A 16969-nucleotide genomic window follows, 5' to 3' on the forward strand; every position below is an offset into this window, starting at 1 on the left:
CGTTGTAAACACAATCAAAGAGGAAGAACAATGAGCCTGGAAGGTAAAATTGCCCTAGTAACAGGGGCAAGCCGTGGTATTGGCCGTGCAATCGCTGACATTTTGGTTGAGCGCGGCGCGACTGTTATTGGTACCGCAACGTCGGAGAGCGGTGCTGAAGCCATCAGTGCTTATCTTGGTGACAACGGCAAGGGTTTAGCCCTTAATGTGACCTCTCCGGAGTCAATTGAAGCGGTTCTTAAGCAAATTAAAGAAGAATTCGGTGATATTGATATCCTGGTAAATAACGCTGGTATCACCCGCGATAATTTGCTTATGCGGATGAAAGATGATGAGTGGCAGGATATCATGGATACCAACCTGACTTCCGTTTTCCGTCTATCGAAAGCAGTACTACGTGCGATGATGAAGAAGCGTCATGGCCGTATTATTAGTATTGGCTCGGTTGTTGGTACCATGGGTAATGCTGGTCAGACAAACTATGCAGCAGCAAAAGCGGGTCTGCTTGGTTTTACTAAGTCAATGGCACGCGAAGTGGCTTCACGAGGCATTACGGTGAATGCTGTTGCTCCTGGTTTCATTGAAACGGACATGACGAAAGCCCTAAATGACGATCAGCGTGCTGCAACGTTGGCGAATGTTCCGGCAGGCCGTCTTGGCGATCCGCGTGAAATTGCAGCAGCTGTTGCTTTTTTAGCCTCAGACGATGCTGCTTATATAACCGGCGAAACGTTACATGTTAACGGCGGCATGTACATGATTTAATCAAAAAAGTTGCATAACTTGATGATGCAAGTCAAACTCAACTGGTTTTCACTGTAAATCGTGGTTTGACCAGCACGTTGAGTATTGCAACTTTTGCAGTATTGAATAAACTACAGCAAATCGCATTAGCGAATTCTTGTTTTAAGGAAATAGATTAATGAGCAACATCGAAGAACGCGTAAAAAAAATCATCATTGAGCAACTAGGCGTAGACGAAGCAGAAGTGAAAAACGAAGCTTCTTTTGTTGATGATCTAGGTGCTGATTCTCTAGATACTGTTGAACTAGTAATGGCTCTTGAAGAAGAATTCGACACTGAGATTCCTGACGAAGAAGCTGAAAAAATTACTACAGTTCAAGCTGCAATCGACTACGTTGTTGGTGCATCTGAGTAATTAAAGAACTCCCTCCAGGCGGTCACCATGACCGCCTGATTTTGTTTTGAATCCTGTTTATCCCTCAATTTCCCGGAGAAATTAATCGTGTCTAAACGTCGCGTAGTTGTTACTGGCATGGGTATGCTGACACCGGTAGGTAATTCTGTTGAATCATCTTGGAAAGCCCTTCTAGCTGGGACTAGCGGTATCCGCACAATTGAACATTTTGATGCTAGCGCTTTTGCTACCCGTTTCGCAGGTCTGATCAATGACTTTAACTGCGAAGATTACATGACCAAGAAAGATGCCCGTAAAATGGATTTATTTATCCAATACGGCGTCGCGGCAGGCGTGCAAGCATTAAAAGACTCTGGTATTGAAGTCACTGAAGAGAACGGCCCACGTATTGGTGTCGCTATCGGTTCTGGTATTGGTGGTCTAGGTCTTATTGAGGCTAACCATCAAGCACTGTTGGAAAAAGGTCCGCGCAAAATCAGCCCGTTCTTTGTTCCATCAACAATTGTTAATATGATTGCTGGCCACCTGTCTATCATGCATGGTTTACGTGGTCCAAATATTGCAATCTCTACTGCGTGTACAACAGGCCTTCATAACATTGGCCATGCTGCACGTATGATCGCTTATGGTGATGCAGATGCAATGCTAGCGGGTGGTGCGGAAAAAGCATCAACACCACTAGGCATGGGTGGCTTCGCTGCAGCGAAGGCGCTATCAACCCGTAACGATGATCCTCAAGCGGCTTCTCGCCCATGGGACAAGGACCGCGATGGTTTTGTTCTGGGTGACGGTGCTGGCATGATGATGCTTGAAGAATATGAGCACGCTAAAGCTCGTGGCGCGAAAATTTATGCTGAGATCGTTGGTTTCGGTATGAGTGGCGATGCTTACCACATGACTTCACCAAGCGCAGATGGCTCTGGTGGTGCATTGGCGATGGAAGCGGCAATCCGTGATGCTGGTATCAGTGTCGATCAGATCGGCTACATCAATGCTCATGGTACATCAACGCCTGCGGGTGACTTGGCTGAAACGCTAGGCATCAAGCGTGCAATGGGTGCAGCAGCAGATAAGGTAATGATATCTTCTACTAAATCAATGACTGGCCACCTATTGGGTGCTGCTGGTTCAGTAGAGTCTATTATTACGGCTATGACTTTGGTTGATCAGGCGGTACCGCCAACAATCAACCTTGACAACCCAGATGAGGGTTGTGATCTGGATTACGTTCCAGGTGAAGCTCGCCAAGTCAACATTGAGTATGCACTATGTAACTCATTTGGTTTCGGTGGCACTAACGGCTCACTGCTGTTTAAAAAAATCTAACGCTAACGGGTTATAGATAACCTGTTATCATAGAGCGGTCCGGCGTAAAGCGTCGGGCCGTTTTTTTATGCTCGGAAATGGGGATGGCCGATGATCCTGATAAATGGTAAAAGTCAGTCGCAGCTAGCAGTGACAGATCGGGCGATACAGTATGGCGATGGCTGTTTTACCACCATGTTGGTTGAACAAGGCCAGATCTGTCTATGGCCTTATCATCTAGAGCGTCTTCAGCTAACTGTGCGGGCATTCATGATTGAAGATCCTGATTGGGAGATGCTCACCCATACCGTAACGCAGATGGCGCAAACCATGACAGGTAAAGTCGGGATCAAAATATTGATCAGTCGCGGCAGTGGCGGGCGAGGTTACAGTACCATAGGCTGCGATGATACGCAGATTGTTATCTCTGATTTTTGTTGGCCGACACATTATTCGCAATGGCAGCAGCAGGGGATACCGTTGGGGATCTGTCAGCAGCGTTTAGGACTCTCTCCGATGCTTGCGGGTTATAAACATCTTAATCGGCTTGAACAAGTATTGCTTAAGCGTGAGGTGGAACAACAAGGTTGGCTTGATGCGGTTGTTATGGATAGCAGTGACTGTGTGGTGGAAACCGTCGCCTCGAATCTATTTTGGCGCAAAGATAATCGTTTATTTACGCCAAAGTTAGATCTGTCTGGTGTTCATGGCGTGATGCGTCGCCATATTATCGAATTAGCCCCCTCAATCGGGTATCATTTGTCGCTCGTGAATGAGCCGCTTGAGAGTGTACTAGCGGCCGATGAAGTTTTTATCACTAATGCTTTGATGGCACTAGTGCCTGTTAATGAAATCAATGGAACCATGTTTACTGAACATACGGCGATCAGTGAACTGAATAAGAGGTTGTACACGTGCTAAAGAAGTTGGTGCTAGTGGTATGTTTGCTAGGGCTTATTGCTGCTGGTGGATTGGGCTGGTCATATCAGCAGGTTAAATCTTCGCTGGATCAATCTGTATTGAATAAAGAAGACGTGTTACTGACGGTAAAGTCAGGCACCTCCTACCGAGGCTTGCTCAATCAGCTGGCGCGGGACAATATTGTTGGTCAATCACCATGGATGCGTTGGATCCCTAAGATTGAGCCACAATTGGCTCAGCTGAAAACCGGAACTTACCAGATCTTACCGGCCATGACACTGCGTGATGTGCTCGCCTTGGTTGCATCGGGTCATGAGTACCAGTATTCGATCACTTTAGTTGAAGGTGGGCGATTTGTTGATTGGCTTGCTCTGCTGAACCAGGCTCCGAGTGTGGTACACAAGACAGAGGGTATGAGCGAGGCGGAGATCGCTAAAGCCATTGGAGCTGACAATACAAAGCTAGAAGGTTTCTTGTTACCTGAAACATATCACTATACTGCTGGAACGACAGATCTTGAATTATTGCGTCGTGCTTACCGGGATATGAATACGGTACTGAGTGATGCCTGGACATCTCGTGATCAAGCGACACCGTTGAAATCGCCTTATGAAGCGTTGATCATGGCATCAATCATTGAAAAAGAAACGGCCGTTGACGCAGAGCGCGGAGTGGTCTCTTCTGTATTTATGAATCGCCTGAAAAAAGGGATGCGCTTACAAACCGATCCAACCGTGATTTATGGTATGGGTGATAAATACGATGGCAACATCCGTAAGCGTGATTTGCGCACCCCAACGCCATATAACACTTATACCATTTTGGGTTTGCCACCCACACCAATAGCGATGCCAAGTAAAGCGTCGGTGTTGGCAGCGGTTAAGCCTGAACAGAGTGGCTTTTATTACTTTGTGGCCGATGGCAAAGGTGGTCACAAATTCTCAAAAAACTTGACTGAGCACAACCGTGCTGTGCGTGCTTACTTAAGAACACTAAGAAATAAATAATGATCAGTAAATTTATTGTAATTGAAGGGCTTGAAGGTGCTGGTAAAAGCACGGCTATCAAGCAGGTAACGCAAGTGCTGTCAGCACATGGCATTGAGCGTATAACCACAACCCGTGAACCTGGCGGTACGCCGTTGGCAGAGCAGATGCGTACATTGGTGAAAGAAGGTCATCCGGACGAGCCGCTAACTGATATGGCTGAACTTTTACTGTTGTATGCAGCGCGTTCACAATTGGTTGAAAACGTGATTAAGCCAGCGTTGGCGAAAGGTGACTGGGTCGTTGGTGATCGTCACGATATGTCGTCGCAAGCTTACCAAGGAGGCGGGCGAGGCTTTGATCGTGATGTGATGGCACAGTTGCGTGATACCGTGTTGGGCGACTTTCGACCTGATTTTACGATTTATATGGATATCGATCCGGTGCTCGGTTTAGAGCGTGCGCGTGGCCGTGGTGAGCTTGACCGTATTGAGCAGATGAATATCGATTTTTTCCAGCGTGCCCGTGCGAGATTTCTTGAGCTATCTGAAAATGATCCGCGTGTTGTGATCATTGATGCAGGCCAGACCTTGGATAAGGTAACGTCTGATATTACGGTGGCGCTGAATAACTGGCTGGAGCAGCAATAAGATGTTGTATCCATGGCAAGAGAGCTTATGGCATAACTGGCAACAGTTATTGGCGCAGGGCCGCTTGCACCATGCTGTCCTTTTGCTATCACCACTGGGTGGTGGTCAAAATGTATTGGCTATGCAACTGGCTAAAACCGTATTATGTCAACATTCGACCACTGAGCCGTGCGGGATGTGTCATAGCTGTCGATTATTCGCGGCTGGCACTCATCCGGATTTTCATCACCTTGCACCCGTACATGAAGGTAAGCAAATTGGTGTGGATGCGGTGCGCCAGAGCAATCGTTGGGCGGTGGAAACCTCTCAGCTGGGTGGTAATCGTATTATCCTGATTGAACAGGCTGATGCGATGGGAGAGGCGGCAGCCAATGCGTTGCTCAAGACGCTTGAGGAACCGCCAGCAGGTTGTCAGTATATTCTACTGGCGACATCGCTGGATAACCTGCTCCCTACCATCAATAGCCGCTGTAACAAATGGCGTTTAACCATGCCATCTGAGTCCGATGCTCGGCGCTGGGTTGAAAGGCAGCTGATGCAAACTATTCGGCTCGAAACCGTTCGACTGAATGGCAATGCACCGTTAGCGACTCTGAAGTTTATTGAGCAAGGGCAGGATATTCGTTACACCAAGTTACTCGAATCCTTTACCGCGTTTGTTCAGCCGCCTTTTATTGGACTGTATGATGTCGCAGGCTTGTGTACGGCAGAGGGGTTCCTTAGCTTGAAATGGCTGAGTTACTTTATGGTCGATTGCATGAAGCTACAGCAAGGTGTCACACAGCAACTCGTGCATTGTGAGTCCGTGCCACTGGTTCAGCAAGCCGCATCCGTGGTGAGCCCGATGGTTTTCATGACGCAGATCCGCAAGGCGAATGAATTGTGTCAGCAGTTGGAACGTCATTCTGGTTTAAATACAGAGTTGCTAGTGGTTGAGTGGTTGACCGGCTTCATTAACCCGTAATCATGTGCTTTTTATGTGTATGCGCACGGGAACATTTACGCAATAGATAGTTATGCAACAGATAGTTACGCAACATATTGTTACGTAACGATAGAAAGTAATAGAGGTAAGTAACGTGCTAGTAGATTCGCATTGTCACCTGGACAAATTGGATTACGACAACCTGCATACAGGGATTGATGATGTGTTGGCTAAGGCTAAAGCGCGTGGTGTTGAGTACTTCTTGTCAGTGGGTGTCACGTTAGACGCTTTTTCGGCGATGATGGCGATGATTGAGCCTCATGAGAATGTATTTGCATCATGCGGTGTACATCCGTTGGATATCGAATCAGGATTTGATTTTGAGTTGCTCAAACAGTATGCCCAGCATGAGCGTGTGGTAGCGATTGGTGAAACCGGACTGGATTACCACTATCAGCCAGAGTTGGCCGATGCCCAAAAAGAGATTTTTCGCCAGCATGTACGTTTAGCGGTAGAACTGAATAAGCCGCTGATCATTCACACCCGAATGGCGCGTGAAGATACCTTGCAGATCCTGCGCGAAGAAGGTGCGGAGAAATGTGGCGGTGTACTGCACTGCTTTACAGAAAGCCTTGAAATGGCATTAGAAGCGATTGAACTGGGCTTCTACATTTCAATTTCTGGTATTGTCACCTTCAACAAGGCCAGTGAGTTAAAGCACGTTGTTAGCCAGCTGCCGCTAGATCGCCTATTGGTTGAAACTGACTCACCTTACTTAGCGCCAATACCGTATCGCGGTAAACAAAATCAGCCAGCCTATGTGCGCGAGGTGGCTGAATATATTGCCCTCCTTAAGGGTGTTTCAGTGGAAGAAGTAGAGAAAGTCACGACTGAGAATTTCTTTTCACTTTTTTTGCGATCAAAACGTTAATCGTACATAAAAAGGGGCTTTAGCCCCTTTTTTGTACTTCAGTGTTAATGTTGTCGACTGTACACATGAAAATTCTCAACAAATATTACAAAACCCCTAGTAAAACCCCTTCATTAGTTGAATTCTAATTTTGTAACGTTAAGTAACGTTGGTTACATAACTGAAAGAAAATTACATATCGCTGAAAGTCGAATTTAAACCCATAAATCACTTTATAATCAAATGGTTAAGGTGGTAATTAGGCTGCTTCCCATCTAAAATCAATTGTGATCCATATTGAATTTTGAAATTTAATTTCATAACGCATTGGCAATCATGATAGCCATCAAGTTATATTTAGCGCCGCATCTTATACTTATGCTGTATTAAGAAAGAAAAGCGTATTGGCACAACGACTACGGGGATAGGTCGCTGATACAGACTTTACTACTAATTAAAACACTCATTCAGGAGCACATTATGTTTAAGAACCTTTTTGCTAGCCTGCAAAAAGTCGGTAAGGCGCTAATGCTGCCTGTATCGGTTTTGCCGGTAGCAGGTATTCTATTAGGCGTTGGTGCCGCTAACTTTAGCTGGCTACCCGACGTTGTTTCACAGGTTATGGCACAAGCTGGTGGCTCAGTCTTTGGCCAGATGCCACTGCTATTTGCTGTTGGTGTCGCTCTTGGTTTCACAAATAATGATGGTGTTGCTGGTTTAGCCGCGATTGTTGGTTATGGCATCATGACAGCAACACTAGGCGTTATGGCTAACCTAATGGGCCTAGAGAACATCGAAACAGGTGTGCTTGGTGGTATCCTTGTCGGTGGCGTAGCGGCGTGGGCGTTCAACCGCTTCTATCGTATCCAGCTTCCTGAATACCTAGGTTTCTTCGCGGGTAAGCGTTTCGTACCTATTATGACCGGTTTCTGTTCTATCGGTCTGGCTGTACTGCTATCTATCATTTGGCCACCTGTTGGCGGCGCAATTGCAGCGTTCTCTGACTGGGCTGCGCACCAGAGCCCAACACTAGCGTTCGGTATCTACGGTATTGTTGAACGTTCACTGATCCCATTTGGTCTGCACCACGTTTGGAACGTACCATTCTTCTTCGAAGCGGGTTCTTGTGTGAACGCGGCAGGCGAAACCCAAAACGGCGTGTTGACGTGTTACTTGGTTGCTGATGAAGCATCTCGTGCTGCAGGCAATGGTTTCGGTCAGCTAGCGGGTGGTTACCTGTTTAAGATGTTCGGCCTACCAGCAGCAGCGATCGCTATCGCCCAGTGTGCGAAGCCTGAGAACCGTGCCAAAGTAATGGGTATCATGGTGTCTGCAGCGCTGACATCATTCCTAACAGGTATCACCGAACCAATTGAATTCTCATTCATGTTCGTTGCTCCTATTTTGTATGTTATTCACGCACTACTTGCCGGCTCTGCATATGTTGTAACGAATATGCTAGGTATGGTTCACGGTACGTCTTTCTCTCACGGTTTCATTGATTTCATCGTGCTATCAGCAAACGCACAAAAACTGTGGCTATTCCCTGTCGTTGGCCTTGTTTACGCGGCGATCTACTACATCGTATTCCGCGTGATGATCATCAAGTTTGATCTGAAAACACCAGGCCGTGAAGATGATGAAAACAGTGCAGGCGCAGCTGTTGAAGGTTCAGAGCTAGCGAAAAGCCTAGTAATGGCATTCGGTGGTAAAGACAACATCACTGGCCTTGATGCATGTATTACCCGTCTACGTGTATCAGTAGCTGATGTGGAAAAAGTAGACCAAGCTGGTCTGAAGCAACTAGGTGCAGCAGGTGTTGTTGTTGCTGGTAGCGGTGTTCAGGCTATCTTCGGTACTAAATCTGACAACCTGAAATCAGACATGGATGAGTGGATTCGTAATAACTAATACGAATGACTGATTAAGGTTCAAAAGGGAAGCTTCGGCTTCCCTTTTTGCGTTTGAAGCGATCGCATCTATTCGTGGTTATAAATTGTTGGCCGATCACACATAGACTTGTGGGACAAGCGTTTGAACAATGATAATGATCATCCTGCGACGGTTAGCATTTCAGTATGATAACCCCCTATTGATAAGGCTATTCATCTAGTCGTGTAACATAACTGTGTTTGAGATAACTTATGAATTACCCATGGCTCCTTGTAGTTCTAGCCATTACTCCTGTTTTTACAAGCCAAGCAGCAAGTTTTGATTGCAGTAAAGCGGCTTCTCCTGCTGAAAAGATGATTTGCCAAGATCCAATATTGAATACGTTTGATGAGATACTTGGTGAACAATACAAGGCATTGCGCTCGCAACTAACGCCTGTGCAAAAACAAGTATTAAGAGAAGAGCAACTGACGTGGTGGGAAGAACGTGACAGACAGTGTTCTCTTGGTGTGTCGAAATGTATTCCAAGTTATGGCCAGCGAATTGGCGAATTGCGCTATAAAATTGCACTTGAATCATTTAAACAGGCCCTGCCTCATGTAACGACAATGGCTCAGCTTATTAATAGCCCTAATTATCATGAGTTTTTAGCATCTCGTTATTCATTATTCGACAACATTTTCGAGACAGATGATTATGTGAAAGAGATGTGGGCAACAATCAGTATGTATCACGCATTACAAGGCACACCTGGTGAATTCTCGGTTGAAAACGGACTCATATTTGGTAGTGCGTGTGAACCGACACACTGTGAGGAAAAGGGCTTTATTCTCGTTGATATAAATACGTTAGATGCCGTGTTTGGTATTATTAGTTTTAGAGATAAACTCGATCGTTATTTTCGTGATAAGCCACAACTGATATTGTTTTATAACAATGATGATTTTTTCGAACAGAACGCATCAATGATGATAGAAAAAGTGAAGGTGACGACGCAGGTAGAGAAAGTCATCTCAGTGAGAGCTTATGATTATAATGATCCGTATAGTGTGTAAGATGATAAAAATACCGCATAGGTATAGGCTAAATCTTTGATGATGCATTTTGAGTTCGAATCACAACAATTGAGATAAAAATGTGACGTTATACGGATGGCAAGAATGTAGAATGTGATATATGGAATTGTAATATAGAGCAGTTCTATATATTAAATTGTTATGAAAATTAGATTGTTTGGAGAGGCATTTTGTTGATGAGCTTTATAACATCACAACTGAGTGCGGCTGAGTTCAAAATTATCGATTCTGAATTTCTAGTACCAATGAATTACTACCCAGCATCGACTATTGGATTGTGTTCAAAGTCAAATAATTGTACATACTTGTCATTAAATTCACATGCCATAAAAAATGTACTGAGAGGACGTGAAGTAAGAACAGGAATGGGTGATAACAAAAATATTAGCGCTAAAATATTAAGAAATGGAGTCCTTTACTCAATTTCTGACACTAGTAGTAGTGTGTTTAGAGCTAGTTTGCTTTCTCATAACCACGAAGATAGCAATCTACAATTTACATACTCACTTACATTAACTACGGCGGACATGGAACGGTCAATATTTGAAAACAGTAAAATAGCGTCGTTGTCTGGGCAGGATTATGACCGATTTATTGAAACTACGTCGTCAAATATAAATATTCCAAATAAGTTTTTATTAGATCAAACTAAAATTCTTGATGTAGCTAAGTGCAGTAACAAAGAAAAATTTTGTTTTAGTGAGTTAGCCTATTACTCAGACTATAATTTGTACCTTGTCACCCTATCTATGATGCTTACACAAGATGATCTTAAAAATAACCCACCTGAACAAGTGCTGGAAGGTATTCTGAATGTGTTTTTAGCTTCAATTAACCCTACGGCAGCTGAATTTTATGGTGCGTCATCGGTGCTTGGTGATAAATCTATTGTAAATAAGTATTCTCGTGAATCCATCATTCTAGGCGTGGATGCCGATATTGAAGGTAGCCATTATGTAGGCTATGCGCGAGTAACACATGGTGAGTATTTAAGTATTTCTACTAATGTAGAAAAAACCAATGAGTCTGTGGTTCAGTTCATTACTCGCTTATGCAATGTTGTGCGTAGTGGTAATTATCCAGCAAGAATGGTCGATGAAAACTGTAATTTTAGCGCGGTGAAGTGATTTTTTATAATAAAAAATCAGGTTGATTCGTTAGACTGCAGAGATCCACATTGCAGTTAGTTATTTTTCATTAAGAGGTTGAAATGAAATTCAAGCAAAAGAAATGGTCGAACAAGATAAATTTTAATTTAAATGAAACCTTTTTTGAATATTATGAAGAGTCTGAATTTAGTTCGGAAACGATAAATATATCGTATGATGAGATCTTACCCTTATCAAGGGCAATAAAATCAGTAGATAAAAATTTATTATTTATGATTGGAACTATTTCTTTTTTTGTTGTTAGTCTTGCTCAATTTACCATATTTATGGCTTGGAAAGGTGAGCCGAAAATGACAATGCTTAGCGTCAGTATAGTGCTATATTTCATGTTCCGTCATACAAGGACAGAGTTTACTGTACTATGTACTGATAGATATAATGTAAAAGTAATGAAAGATAAGCACCATGATGAAATCATTTCTGAATTATATAAAAGAAGGAAAAATGCTTTAAGAAGTAAATATTTTGAAATTGATATGAATAATGGTATTGAAGAGGAAATTTCTAAAATAGATTGGTTGCTAGAGAATGAAATTATTGATAAGGAAGAGTATGATGATTATCTATTAAAACTTAAAACATATTCTCAATATTCAGAAATCCCTGCTAATATAGTATAAATATCATCTATAGACTAACAGATAAGATCAGGCCGATGTAGCGATATGGATGTGTGTCGGCCTTGACGTTAGTTAATGTTTTAGAAGCAGAGCCAATTTTATGGTTCAACACATTGCCAGTGGAACATTCGTCGTGGATACTGAAACTTGGTTTATTGGTGTGGTGCTAAATCAAGGCTATAGAATGATCGTGATAGGGTGGCCTCGGAGATTTTATCAAACCAGCCCCACTGAGTGTGGCTGAGTCTGGATGAGGGGGAGTCCATGCCATTCATTAGGTGAGGTTTAGGGGTATGCAACAAAATATAATTACAGAACGACTCATATTGAGGCCGTTTCGGTCAAGTGATAGCGAACGCGTAGCTGAACTAGCTGGCGATAAAATTATCGCAGATATGACCGCTAATATCCCTCATCCGTATCATCCGGAAATGGCGGTAGATTGGATTCAAACCCATGAGCCACATTTTTTGGAAGGAAAAGGGGTGATTTATGCGATTACCCTTAAAGGAAGCGACGATATAATTGGTGCTGTGAGTTTTCCTTCTTTAGAAAATGGGCTTGGTACTCTAGGTTATTGGTTAGGTGTTTCGTTTTGGGGGCGCGGTATTGCGTTTGAAGCATCACAAGCGTTAATTACACACAGCCAAATACACTTGGGATTGAGAGCGTTACACGTTATGCACTTGGCTGAAAATGAAAGGTCTAAATCAGTTATTCTAAAGTTGGGTGTTGAATATATTGAAACTCGGATACTTCAAATACACGGTGAAAGCCGTGAAGTTTGTGTTTACAGCTCGTCGCTTTAATCACCTTACAGATAAGGTAACCTGTTACGCTGCCAACACATAGCCAGCGTGTTGAGCAAGCCCAAGCCAATTTAACTTAAATCGGTAAATATAGCGAATACGGTAGAAGGCCACAGAGATGGTGAAGATCAGATACATAATAAAAATGTCGTAAGTGTTAAGTGTATGGCAGGGATGAATCTATGAGACAGCAATATCATTTTAGAAACTCACCAGAGGGTTTGCTGGTATGGGATGTTTTTCGTCTTATAGATCTATCAAAAGGGCTACAAGTAAAAAACATTCTGCTAATCAATATTCAAGAGCTTGATGAAGCATTTTGGTATGACTTGGGTGGTGCGAGGCCGACATGCCGAAATGTGTTAGAACATGCTGACTTAATTAATAAGGCAGACTTAACTTATCCAATCATCATGTGCAGAGACGGTCGGATAATGGATGGAATGCACCGAGTTTGTAAAGCTTTGCTTACTGGAGCATCGACCGTAAAAGTCGTTCAGTTTTCTGAGTATATCAAGCCTGATTATATTGGTATCGATCCAGATAAACTGCCGTATTGAAAGAAGGTAACTCTCTTTTTTAAATTGAAGTGTTAGATCTAGTCGTGGCTAATACGATTAAGGATGTAGTCATCAGCATATCTGTACAGATGACTTATCTGCATACTTAATCAGTGCAATGCTGATGTGCTAACCTAATGTCTCGTCCGCGTTGATTGTGGGGGCCACCCGTTGGGATGTTCTGGATCGCGTATTATCGGTACATTGATGAATGTCATGGAGCAACGTGATGGCCATTACGGCCTTGCTACCATGTGTATTGGAATGGTGCAGGGAATAGTGATGGAACGTATTAAATAATACGATAATTAAAATCAAGAAGGTGGCTTATTTAGCCACCTTTTTTATGGGGAAAAGCATGAATAAATATGTTTTAAAAATGCGTTATTAAAGTGATTCTGTATTTTCTGCTAATAATTAAACGGATTACCGATTAGCATTGTGAATGCTAAGTTCATTATTTATATTCAATCAAAGATTGCCATTTTAGAAGATGCTAGTGAAATTAGGTTTTAGCGTAGAGATAATAAGGTGAATGGGTTGAAAAATGAACTAGTTATGATTTATTGCTTGCGATGTGACCGTTTCTGGGGTGGTTAGTCTCTTTGTCTTTGCTTCGTGTGATCATCACTCAATCCCCTTATGATTGAAAGTGTGATCTGTGTCACATTTTATCCATGCGATTGGCTTATTGTAATCAACATAAACAGCAATGAGTCACAAATTAAGAGTAAATGATTATGAGCATTAAAATTACTGCCCGCGGCTTTGAACTTCCTGATTATTTTGAAACTTTTGTTAAAGAGGCATTCTTTAAGTTAGATAAATTTAAAGTATCCTTCTTAAGTAAAGATGTATTTATGAAGCTTGAGCCTGGACGTAAATTCATAGTAGAAATTGCGACTAAATCTGATCTTGGGAAAATAGAATCGACTGGCGAAGCCAATGAATTGCTTGATGCATTTAATGAGGCATTTGACCGTTTAGAGCGTCAAATAATCAAGCATAAAGAGAAGCCACTTGCTCATCGTGCAGAAAAATGTGAAAAAGAAAAAGAAAATTTGATTAAAGAAGAAGAAGAGACATTAGCAAATCGATAAGTGCTTATACCCAAACTACATGTTAATAGCAGTCACTGAAATAACAAAGTATTTCAGTGGCTGCTTTTTTGCAATTGGTGATGTAATGCAAGTCTGTTACAGAGAGAGAAAGAATAAAATTAAAATAGGCACCAATATGCTAAGGATAAAGCCGCTGACAATGGCGATAGGAACACAGCGGATCCCGCCGCAAGTTTGGATTACGGGTAAGGTGAAATCCATGGCTGTGGCACCCGCATAGCCAATAGCAGTACTGGGGTAGCGTGTGATTATCAGCGGGATCATAGTCAGAGCGAGTAATTCCCGCATCAGCTCATTGAGAAAGGCAACGCCACCCATCACGGGTCCCAGCGAGTCCCCGATCAGGATCCCAGCAAGCGAATACCAGCCGAAGCCTGATGCCATTGCCAGACCATGATTGAGCGGAATCTCGAGGATCCATGCGGCAACCAACCCACCCGGCAACGAAGTCGCAATGATTGCTAAGGCTATCATCATCCCTTTTTTATTGAGTAAGATTTGCTTCAGTGTCATGCCACTGTTGCGGAGTTGAATACCAATCAAAAAGAGTAAGATTAGCAAGATGATTTCGCTGGCTTGTTCCACCCAGCTGAGATCTATACCCGACATAAGGCCGACAATCAAACCGCCAGCGACAACAAAGATGAGTTTGACTGACTCCATCATCATTTCTTTGAATGGGATATTGATCTGCTCATGGTCAGTTTCAGTCGGGAAGAGCTTGTCCAGCAGCGGTAAGACCATGAGATTAGAGCCGCTGATCACGAAGAAAAATACCGTCGTGTAGGTCACAATTTGGTTGAGGTTCTGACCAATATTATCTAATCCGGCAAGGCTAAGCCCCATCAAAGACAAGATAACAAGCACTAAGCGGCTGGTCTGAGTATTGATAAAAGAGAGCACCGAGGCTTTATGCACGGGTATCAGGTAGCCAATGATAAGAGGCAGGAAAATATAGAGCATTCCCGAGAGCATGTTAATCCTTAAACAATGTTGCACTGTGTATCGTTAACGTGCAGTCCATGAGCACGCCAAATTACCCCATACGTTTATGCGTAGAGGGGGGACTGAGGAAGATACAGTGGGTAATGGGTCGAATTTGGTAGATTATCAGTAAGGCTGAGAAAGGGTCAATATACTTTCGCAGCCAAAGATAATTTTATGATGGCATATTATAAACCGCTATTTTTGAATACGGTTTTTAAACGATGATTAAACTCGATGTCGGGTAGGTTTGTCAGTTCGTACATAATTTCAGCCCCCGCGAGATCCAGCTCTACATGGTGGTCGTCGATCGCTTCATCATCTGTTTTGAATAGCAATAAATGGTGTGCCATTCGCGCGACATCTAAATAGTTTGTCTCTTGAGAACCCGATTTGTATGGGGCCGGGCAGTTTGTCGCGACTTCGAGATAATCGCTATCAAAACCCCAGTATTTAAGGATCACTAAGCTGGTTTCTTGACAGCAGTGTTCGAAAACATATTTTGCGATTTCCATATCAAGGTAGTTACCGCTGTCTAGATATGCCTGGTATTCATGGATCAAGCTAAAGAGACCTATATCGGCAAATAATCCTGCTAAAAGGGCTTTCTCTGGCTCTATACGTTTGGGAAATTCATCGTGGTTAGCCAAATCATAACTGATCAAAGCCATGGTTGCTGCGAGCTGACGGGAGCGTGTGGCACTATGGGTCAGCAATTGGTTACATTCATGGCCAAAGAGACGACGAGTTTTTAGCTCTTCTATCGCTTTGGCGGTAATAATATCCCTGACACGAAAAATGCCCAAGCGGCTTACGGCAGTAAAAATATCATGACAAATGATATTTCTGCGGTTAAACATCATGGTATTGGAAATTGTGACAATATAGGCGGCAATACCAGGGTCTTCCAGCAGGAGCTCGGCAACATTATGTACCGTTGTGTCATCGTTATTGCAAAGAGCTTGTAGCTTAACAAGCACAGAAGGTATAGGGGGAAGGGTGAGTCGATTCTGCTTGACTGCTGTTTTGACCAATGCACAAAACTCGGATTCCAATCCCTTGATTATTTTGTCGTTTTCAGGTTTTAGCCAAAAAAATGATACGTGAGCCATTACTAATACATATATGTGGTAGACCGGCCCATTTTATAGAGAGTTGATGAGGAGAGATAGTTCGAATAGCAGAAAATGTTCGAATTTTGGAATGAATATTAGTCAGCTAAAAAGAGTTTATGTAAAAAACGTGATGTCAGTTTGGCATTGTCTTGAGTGATGAGCAGTTGTTTGTAGCGGACTTCCAATGGCAATATTTCAATCCAGCGCTGACATACCCAGCTTAAATCATCCAGTTTGGGATGAGGATATAAGGTACCAATTTCAGGCATAGTACTAAATAGGTGTACTAATTTTTCTGCAAGTTCATCGTCTCGAGTCTCGCGTATTTGTGGCTGCCAGTTTGGATAGAGAGTGAAATGTCCCGACAGTAAATCATCATGCTCAATTTTGACATTGAGAAGGCGAATTTTTTGAATCCCTTCAACTTGAATGTTCAATAATCCATTATCCATACGATCGAAATTAATGACTTGGCATTGCGTTGCAATGGCGGGGATTTGTTTTATTTCATTGTCGAGATCGGTTTCATTGAGCATACAGAGCGCAAAAGGTCGTTCTTCAGCGAGGGCTTGCTTTAGCATACGCAGGTGACGATCTTCCCACAATATGATCTCCGCCTTGCCTTCGGGAAGAAGATGGGTACAGGAAGGGTACAGTGCGATATCTGGCATGATATTTTCCCTGGGCATACAGTGTTCCTGACAGTTTCTGATAAGAACAAGGATAGCGGCATAATGCATATTTTTTTCTGTTCAACCCATTTTTT

At 43.0% G+C, this 16969-nt stretch carries 18 protein-coding genes and 1 pseudogene; 16 read left to right on the forward strand and 3 right to left on the reverse strand.

Annotated features, from left to right (window positions below; genetic code table 11):
• The first annotated feature begins 30 nt into the window (after window positions 1–30).
• The 16 genes and pseudogenes from fabG to hpf all read left to right on the forward strand — a co-directional run bounded on the left by fabG (window position 31) and on the right by hpf (window position 14083).
• Window positions 31–765 (forward strand): 3-oxoacyl-ACP reductase FabG, encoded by a 735-nt coding sequence (gene fabG / locus L4D12_RS12580; protein WP_428448189.1) that lies wholly within the window; start codon window positions 31–33, stop codon window positions 763–765.
• 157 nt (window positions 766–922) lie between these two features.
• Entirely contained in the window at window positions 923–1159 is a 237-nt protein-coding gene (gene acpP / locus L4D12_RS12585) for an acyl carrier protein (RefSeq protein ID WP_016961388.1), read from the forward strand.
• Between the two features lie 87 nt (window positions 1160–1246).
• Window positions 1247–2485: a beta-ketoacyl-ACP synthase II gene (gene fabF, locus L4D12_RS12590; RefSeq protein WP_428448190.1), complete on the forward strand. Its 1239-nt coding sequence runs from the start codon at window positions 1247–1249 to the stop codon at window positions 2483–2485.
• Window positions 2486–2575: 90 nt separating this feature from the next.
• On the forward strand, window positions 2576–3385 hold the full coding sequence (gene pabC / locus L4D12_RS12595; RefSeq protein ID WP_428448191.1) for an aminodeoxychorismate lyase: 810 nt from the start codon (window positions 2576–2578) through the stop codon (window positions 3383–3385).
• Window positions 3379–4392 (forward strand): endolytic transglycosylase MltG, encoded by a 1014-nt coding sequence (gene mltG, locus L4D12_RS12600; RefSeq protein ID WP_428448192.1) that lies wholly within the window; start codon window positions 3379–3381, stop codon window positions 4390–4392. Before pabC ends, mltG begins: the two co-directional genes overlap by 7 nt.
• The gene (tmk, locus tag L4D12_RS12605) at window positions 4392–5021 is read left to right on the forward strand and encodes a dTMP kinase (protein ID WP_428448193.1); all 630 of its coding nucleotides are present in this window, start codon (window positions 4392–4394) and stop codon (window positions 5019–5021) included. Before mltG ends, tmk begins: the two co-directional genes overlap by 1 nt.
• A 1-nt stretch (window position 5022) precedes the next feature.
• Window positions 5023–5985, forward strand: coding sequence for a DNA polymerase III subunit delta' (gene holB, locus L4D12_RS12610; protein WP_428448194.1), 963 nt, complete (start codon window positions 5023–5025; stop codon window positions 5983–5985).
• Between the two features lie 115 nt (window positions 5986–6100).
• Complete coding sequence (locus tag L4D12_RS12615) at window positions 6101–6877, forward strand: TatD family hydrolase (RefSeq protein WP_428448195.1); 777 nt, start codon at window positions 6101–6103, stop codon at window positions 6875–6877.
• Window positions 6878–7336: 459 nt separating this feature from the next.
• A complete protein-coding gene (gene ptsG / locus L4D12_RS12620) occupies window positions 7337–8767 on the forward strand; it encodes a PTS glucose transporter subunit IIBC (protein ID WP_428448196.1) in 1431 nt (476 codons plus the stop codon).
• A gap of 233 nt (window positions 8768–9000) precedes the next feature.
• On the forward strand, window positions 9001–9804 hold the full coding sequence (locus L4D12_RS12625) for a lysozyme inhibitor LprI family protein (RefSeq protein ID WP_428448197.1): 804 nt from the start codon (window positions 9001–9003) through the stop codon (window positions 9802–9804).
• Between the two features lie 197 nt (window positions 9805–10001).
• Complete coding sequence (locus L4D12_RS12630; RefSeq protein ID WP_428448198.1) at window positions 10002–10952, forward strand: hypothetical protein; 951 nt, start codon at window positions 10002–10004, stop codon at window positions 10950–10952.
• An 83-nt stretch (window positions 10953–11035) separates the two neighbouring features.
• Window positions 11036–11614 (forward strand): hypothetical protein, encoded by a 579-nt coding sequence (locus L4D12_RS12635; protein WP_428448199.1) that lies wholly within the window; start codon window positions 11036–11038, stop codon window positions 11612–11614.
• 293 nt (window positions 11615–11907) lie between these two features.
• Window positions 11908–12423, forward strand: a complete 516-nt coding sequence (locus L4D12_RS12640) for a GNAT family N-acetyltransferase (protein WP_428448200.1) — start codon at window positions 11908–11910, stop codon at window positions 12421–12423.
• 182 nt (window positions 12424–12605) lie between these two features.
• Window positions 12606–12983 carry a hypothetical protein gene (locus L4D12_RS12645; RefSeq protein ID WP_428448201.1) on the forward strand — a complete coding sequence of 126 codons (378 nt, stop codon included), beginning with the start codon at window positions 12606–12608 and terminating at the stop codon, window positions 12981–12983.
• A 162-nt stretch (window positions 12984–13145) separates the two neighbouring features.
• A pseudogene (fadA, locus tag L4D12_RS12650) lies at window positions 13146–13283 on the forward strand (acetyl-CoA C-acyltransferase); the annotation flags it as partial.
• Window positions 13284–13723: 440 nt separating this feature from the next.
• Window positions 13724–14083 (forward strand): ribosome hibernation-promoting factor, HPF/YfiA family, encoded by a 360-nt coding sequence (gene hpf / locus L4D12_RS12655; RefSeq protein ID WP_428448202.1) that lies wholly within the window; start codon window positions 13724–13726, stop codon window positions 14081–14083.
• Window positions 14084–14179: 96 nt separating this feature from the next.
• Here the strand turns inward: hpf and L4D12_RS12660 are convergent, their stop codons facing one another.
• The 3 genes from L4D12_RS12660 to L4D12_RS12670 all read right to left on the reverse strand — a co-directional run bounded on the left by L4D12_RS12660 (window position 14180) and on the right by L4D12_RS12670 (window position 16892).
• Complete coding sequence (locus L4D12_RS12660) at window positions 14180–15079, reverse strand: LysO family transporter (protein ID WP_428448203.1); 900 nt, start codon at window positions 15077–15079, stop codon at window positions 14180–14182.
• Window positions 15080–15276: 197 nt separating this feature from the next.
• On the reverse strand, window positions 15277–16200 hold the full coding sequence (locus L4D12_RS12665; protein WP_428448204.1) for an HDOD domain-containing protein: 924 nt from the start codon (window positions 16198–16200) through the stop codon (window positions 15277–15279).
• Window positions 16201–16298: 98 nt separating this feature from the next.
• On the reverse strand, window positions 16299–16892 hold the full coding sequence (locus L4D12_RS12670; protein WP_428448205.1) for an LON peptidase substrate-binding domain-containing protein: 594 nt from the start codon (window positions 16890–16892) through the stop codon (window positions 16299–16301).
• Window positions 16893–16969 lie beyond the last annotated feature (77 nt).

This window comes from Photobacterium nomapromontoriensis (assembly GCF_050336815.1).
Classification (GTDB): domain Bacteria; phylum Pseudomonadota; class Gammaproteobacteria; order Enterobacterales; family Vibrionaceae; genus Photobacterium; species Photobacterium nomapromontoriensis.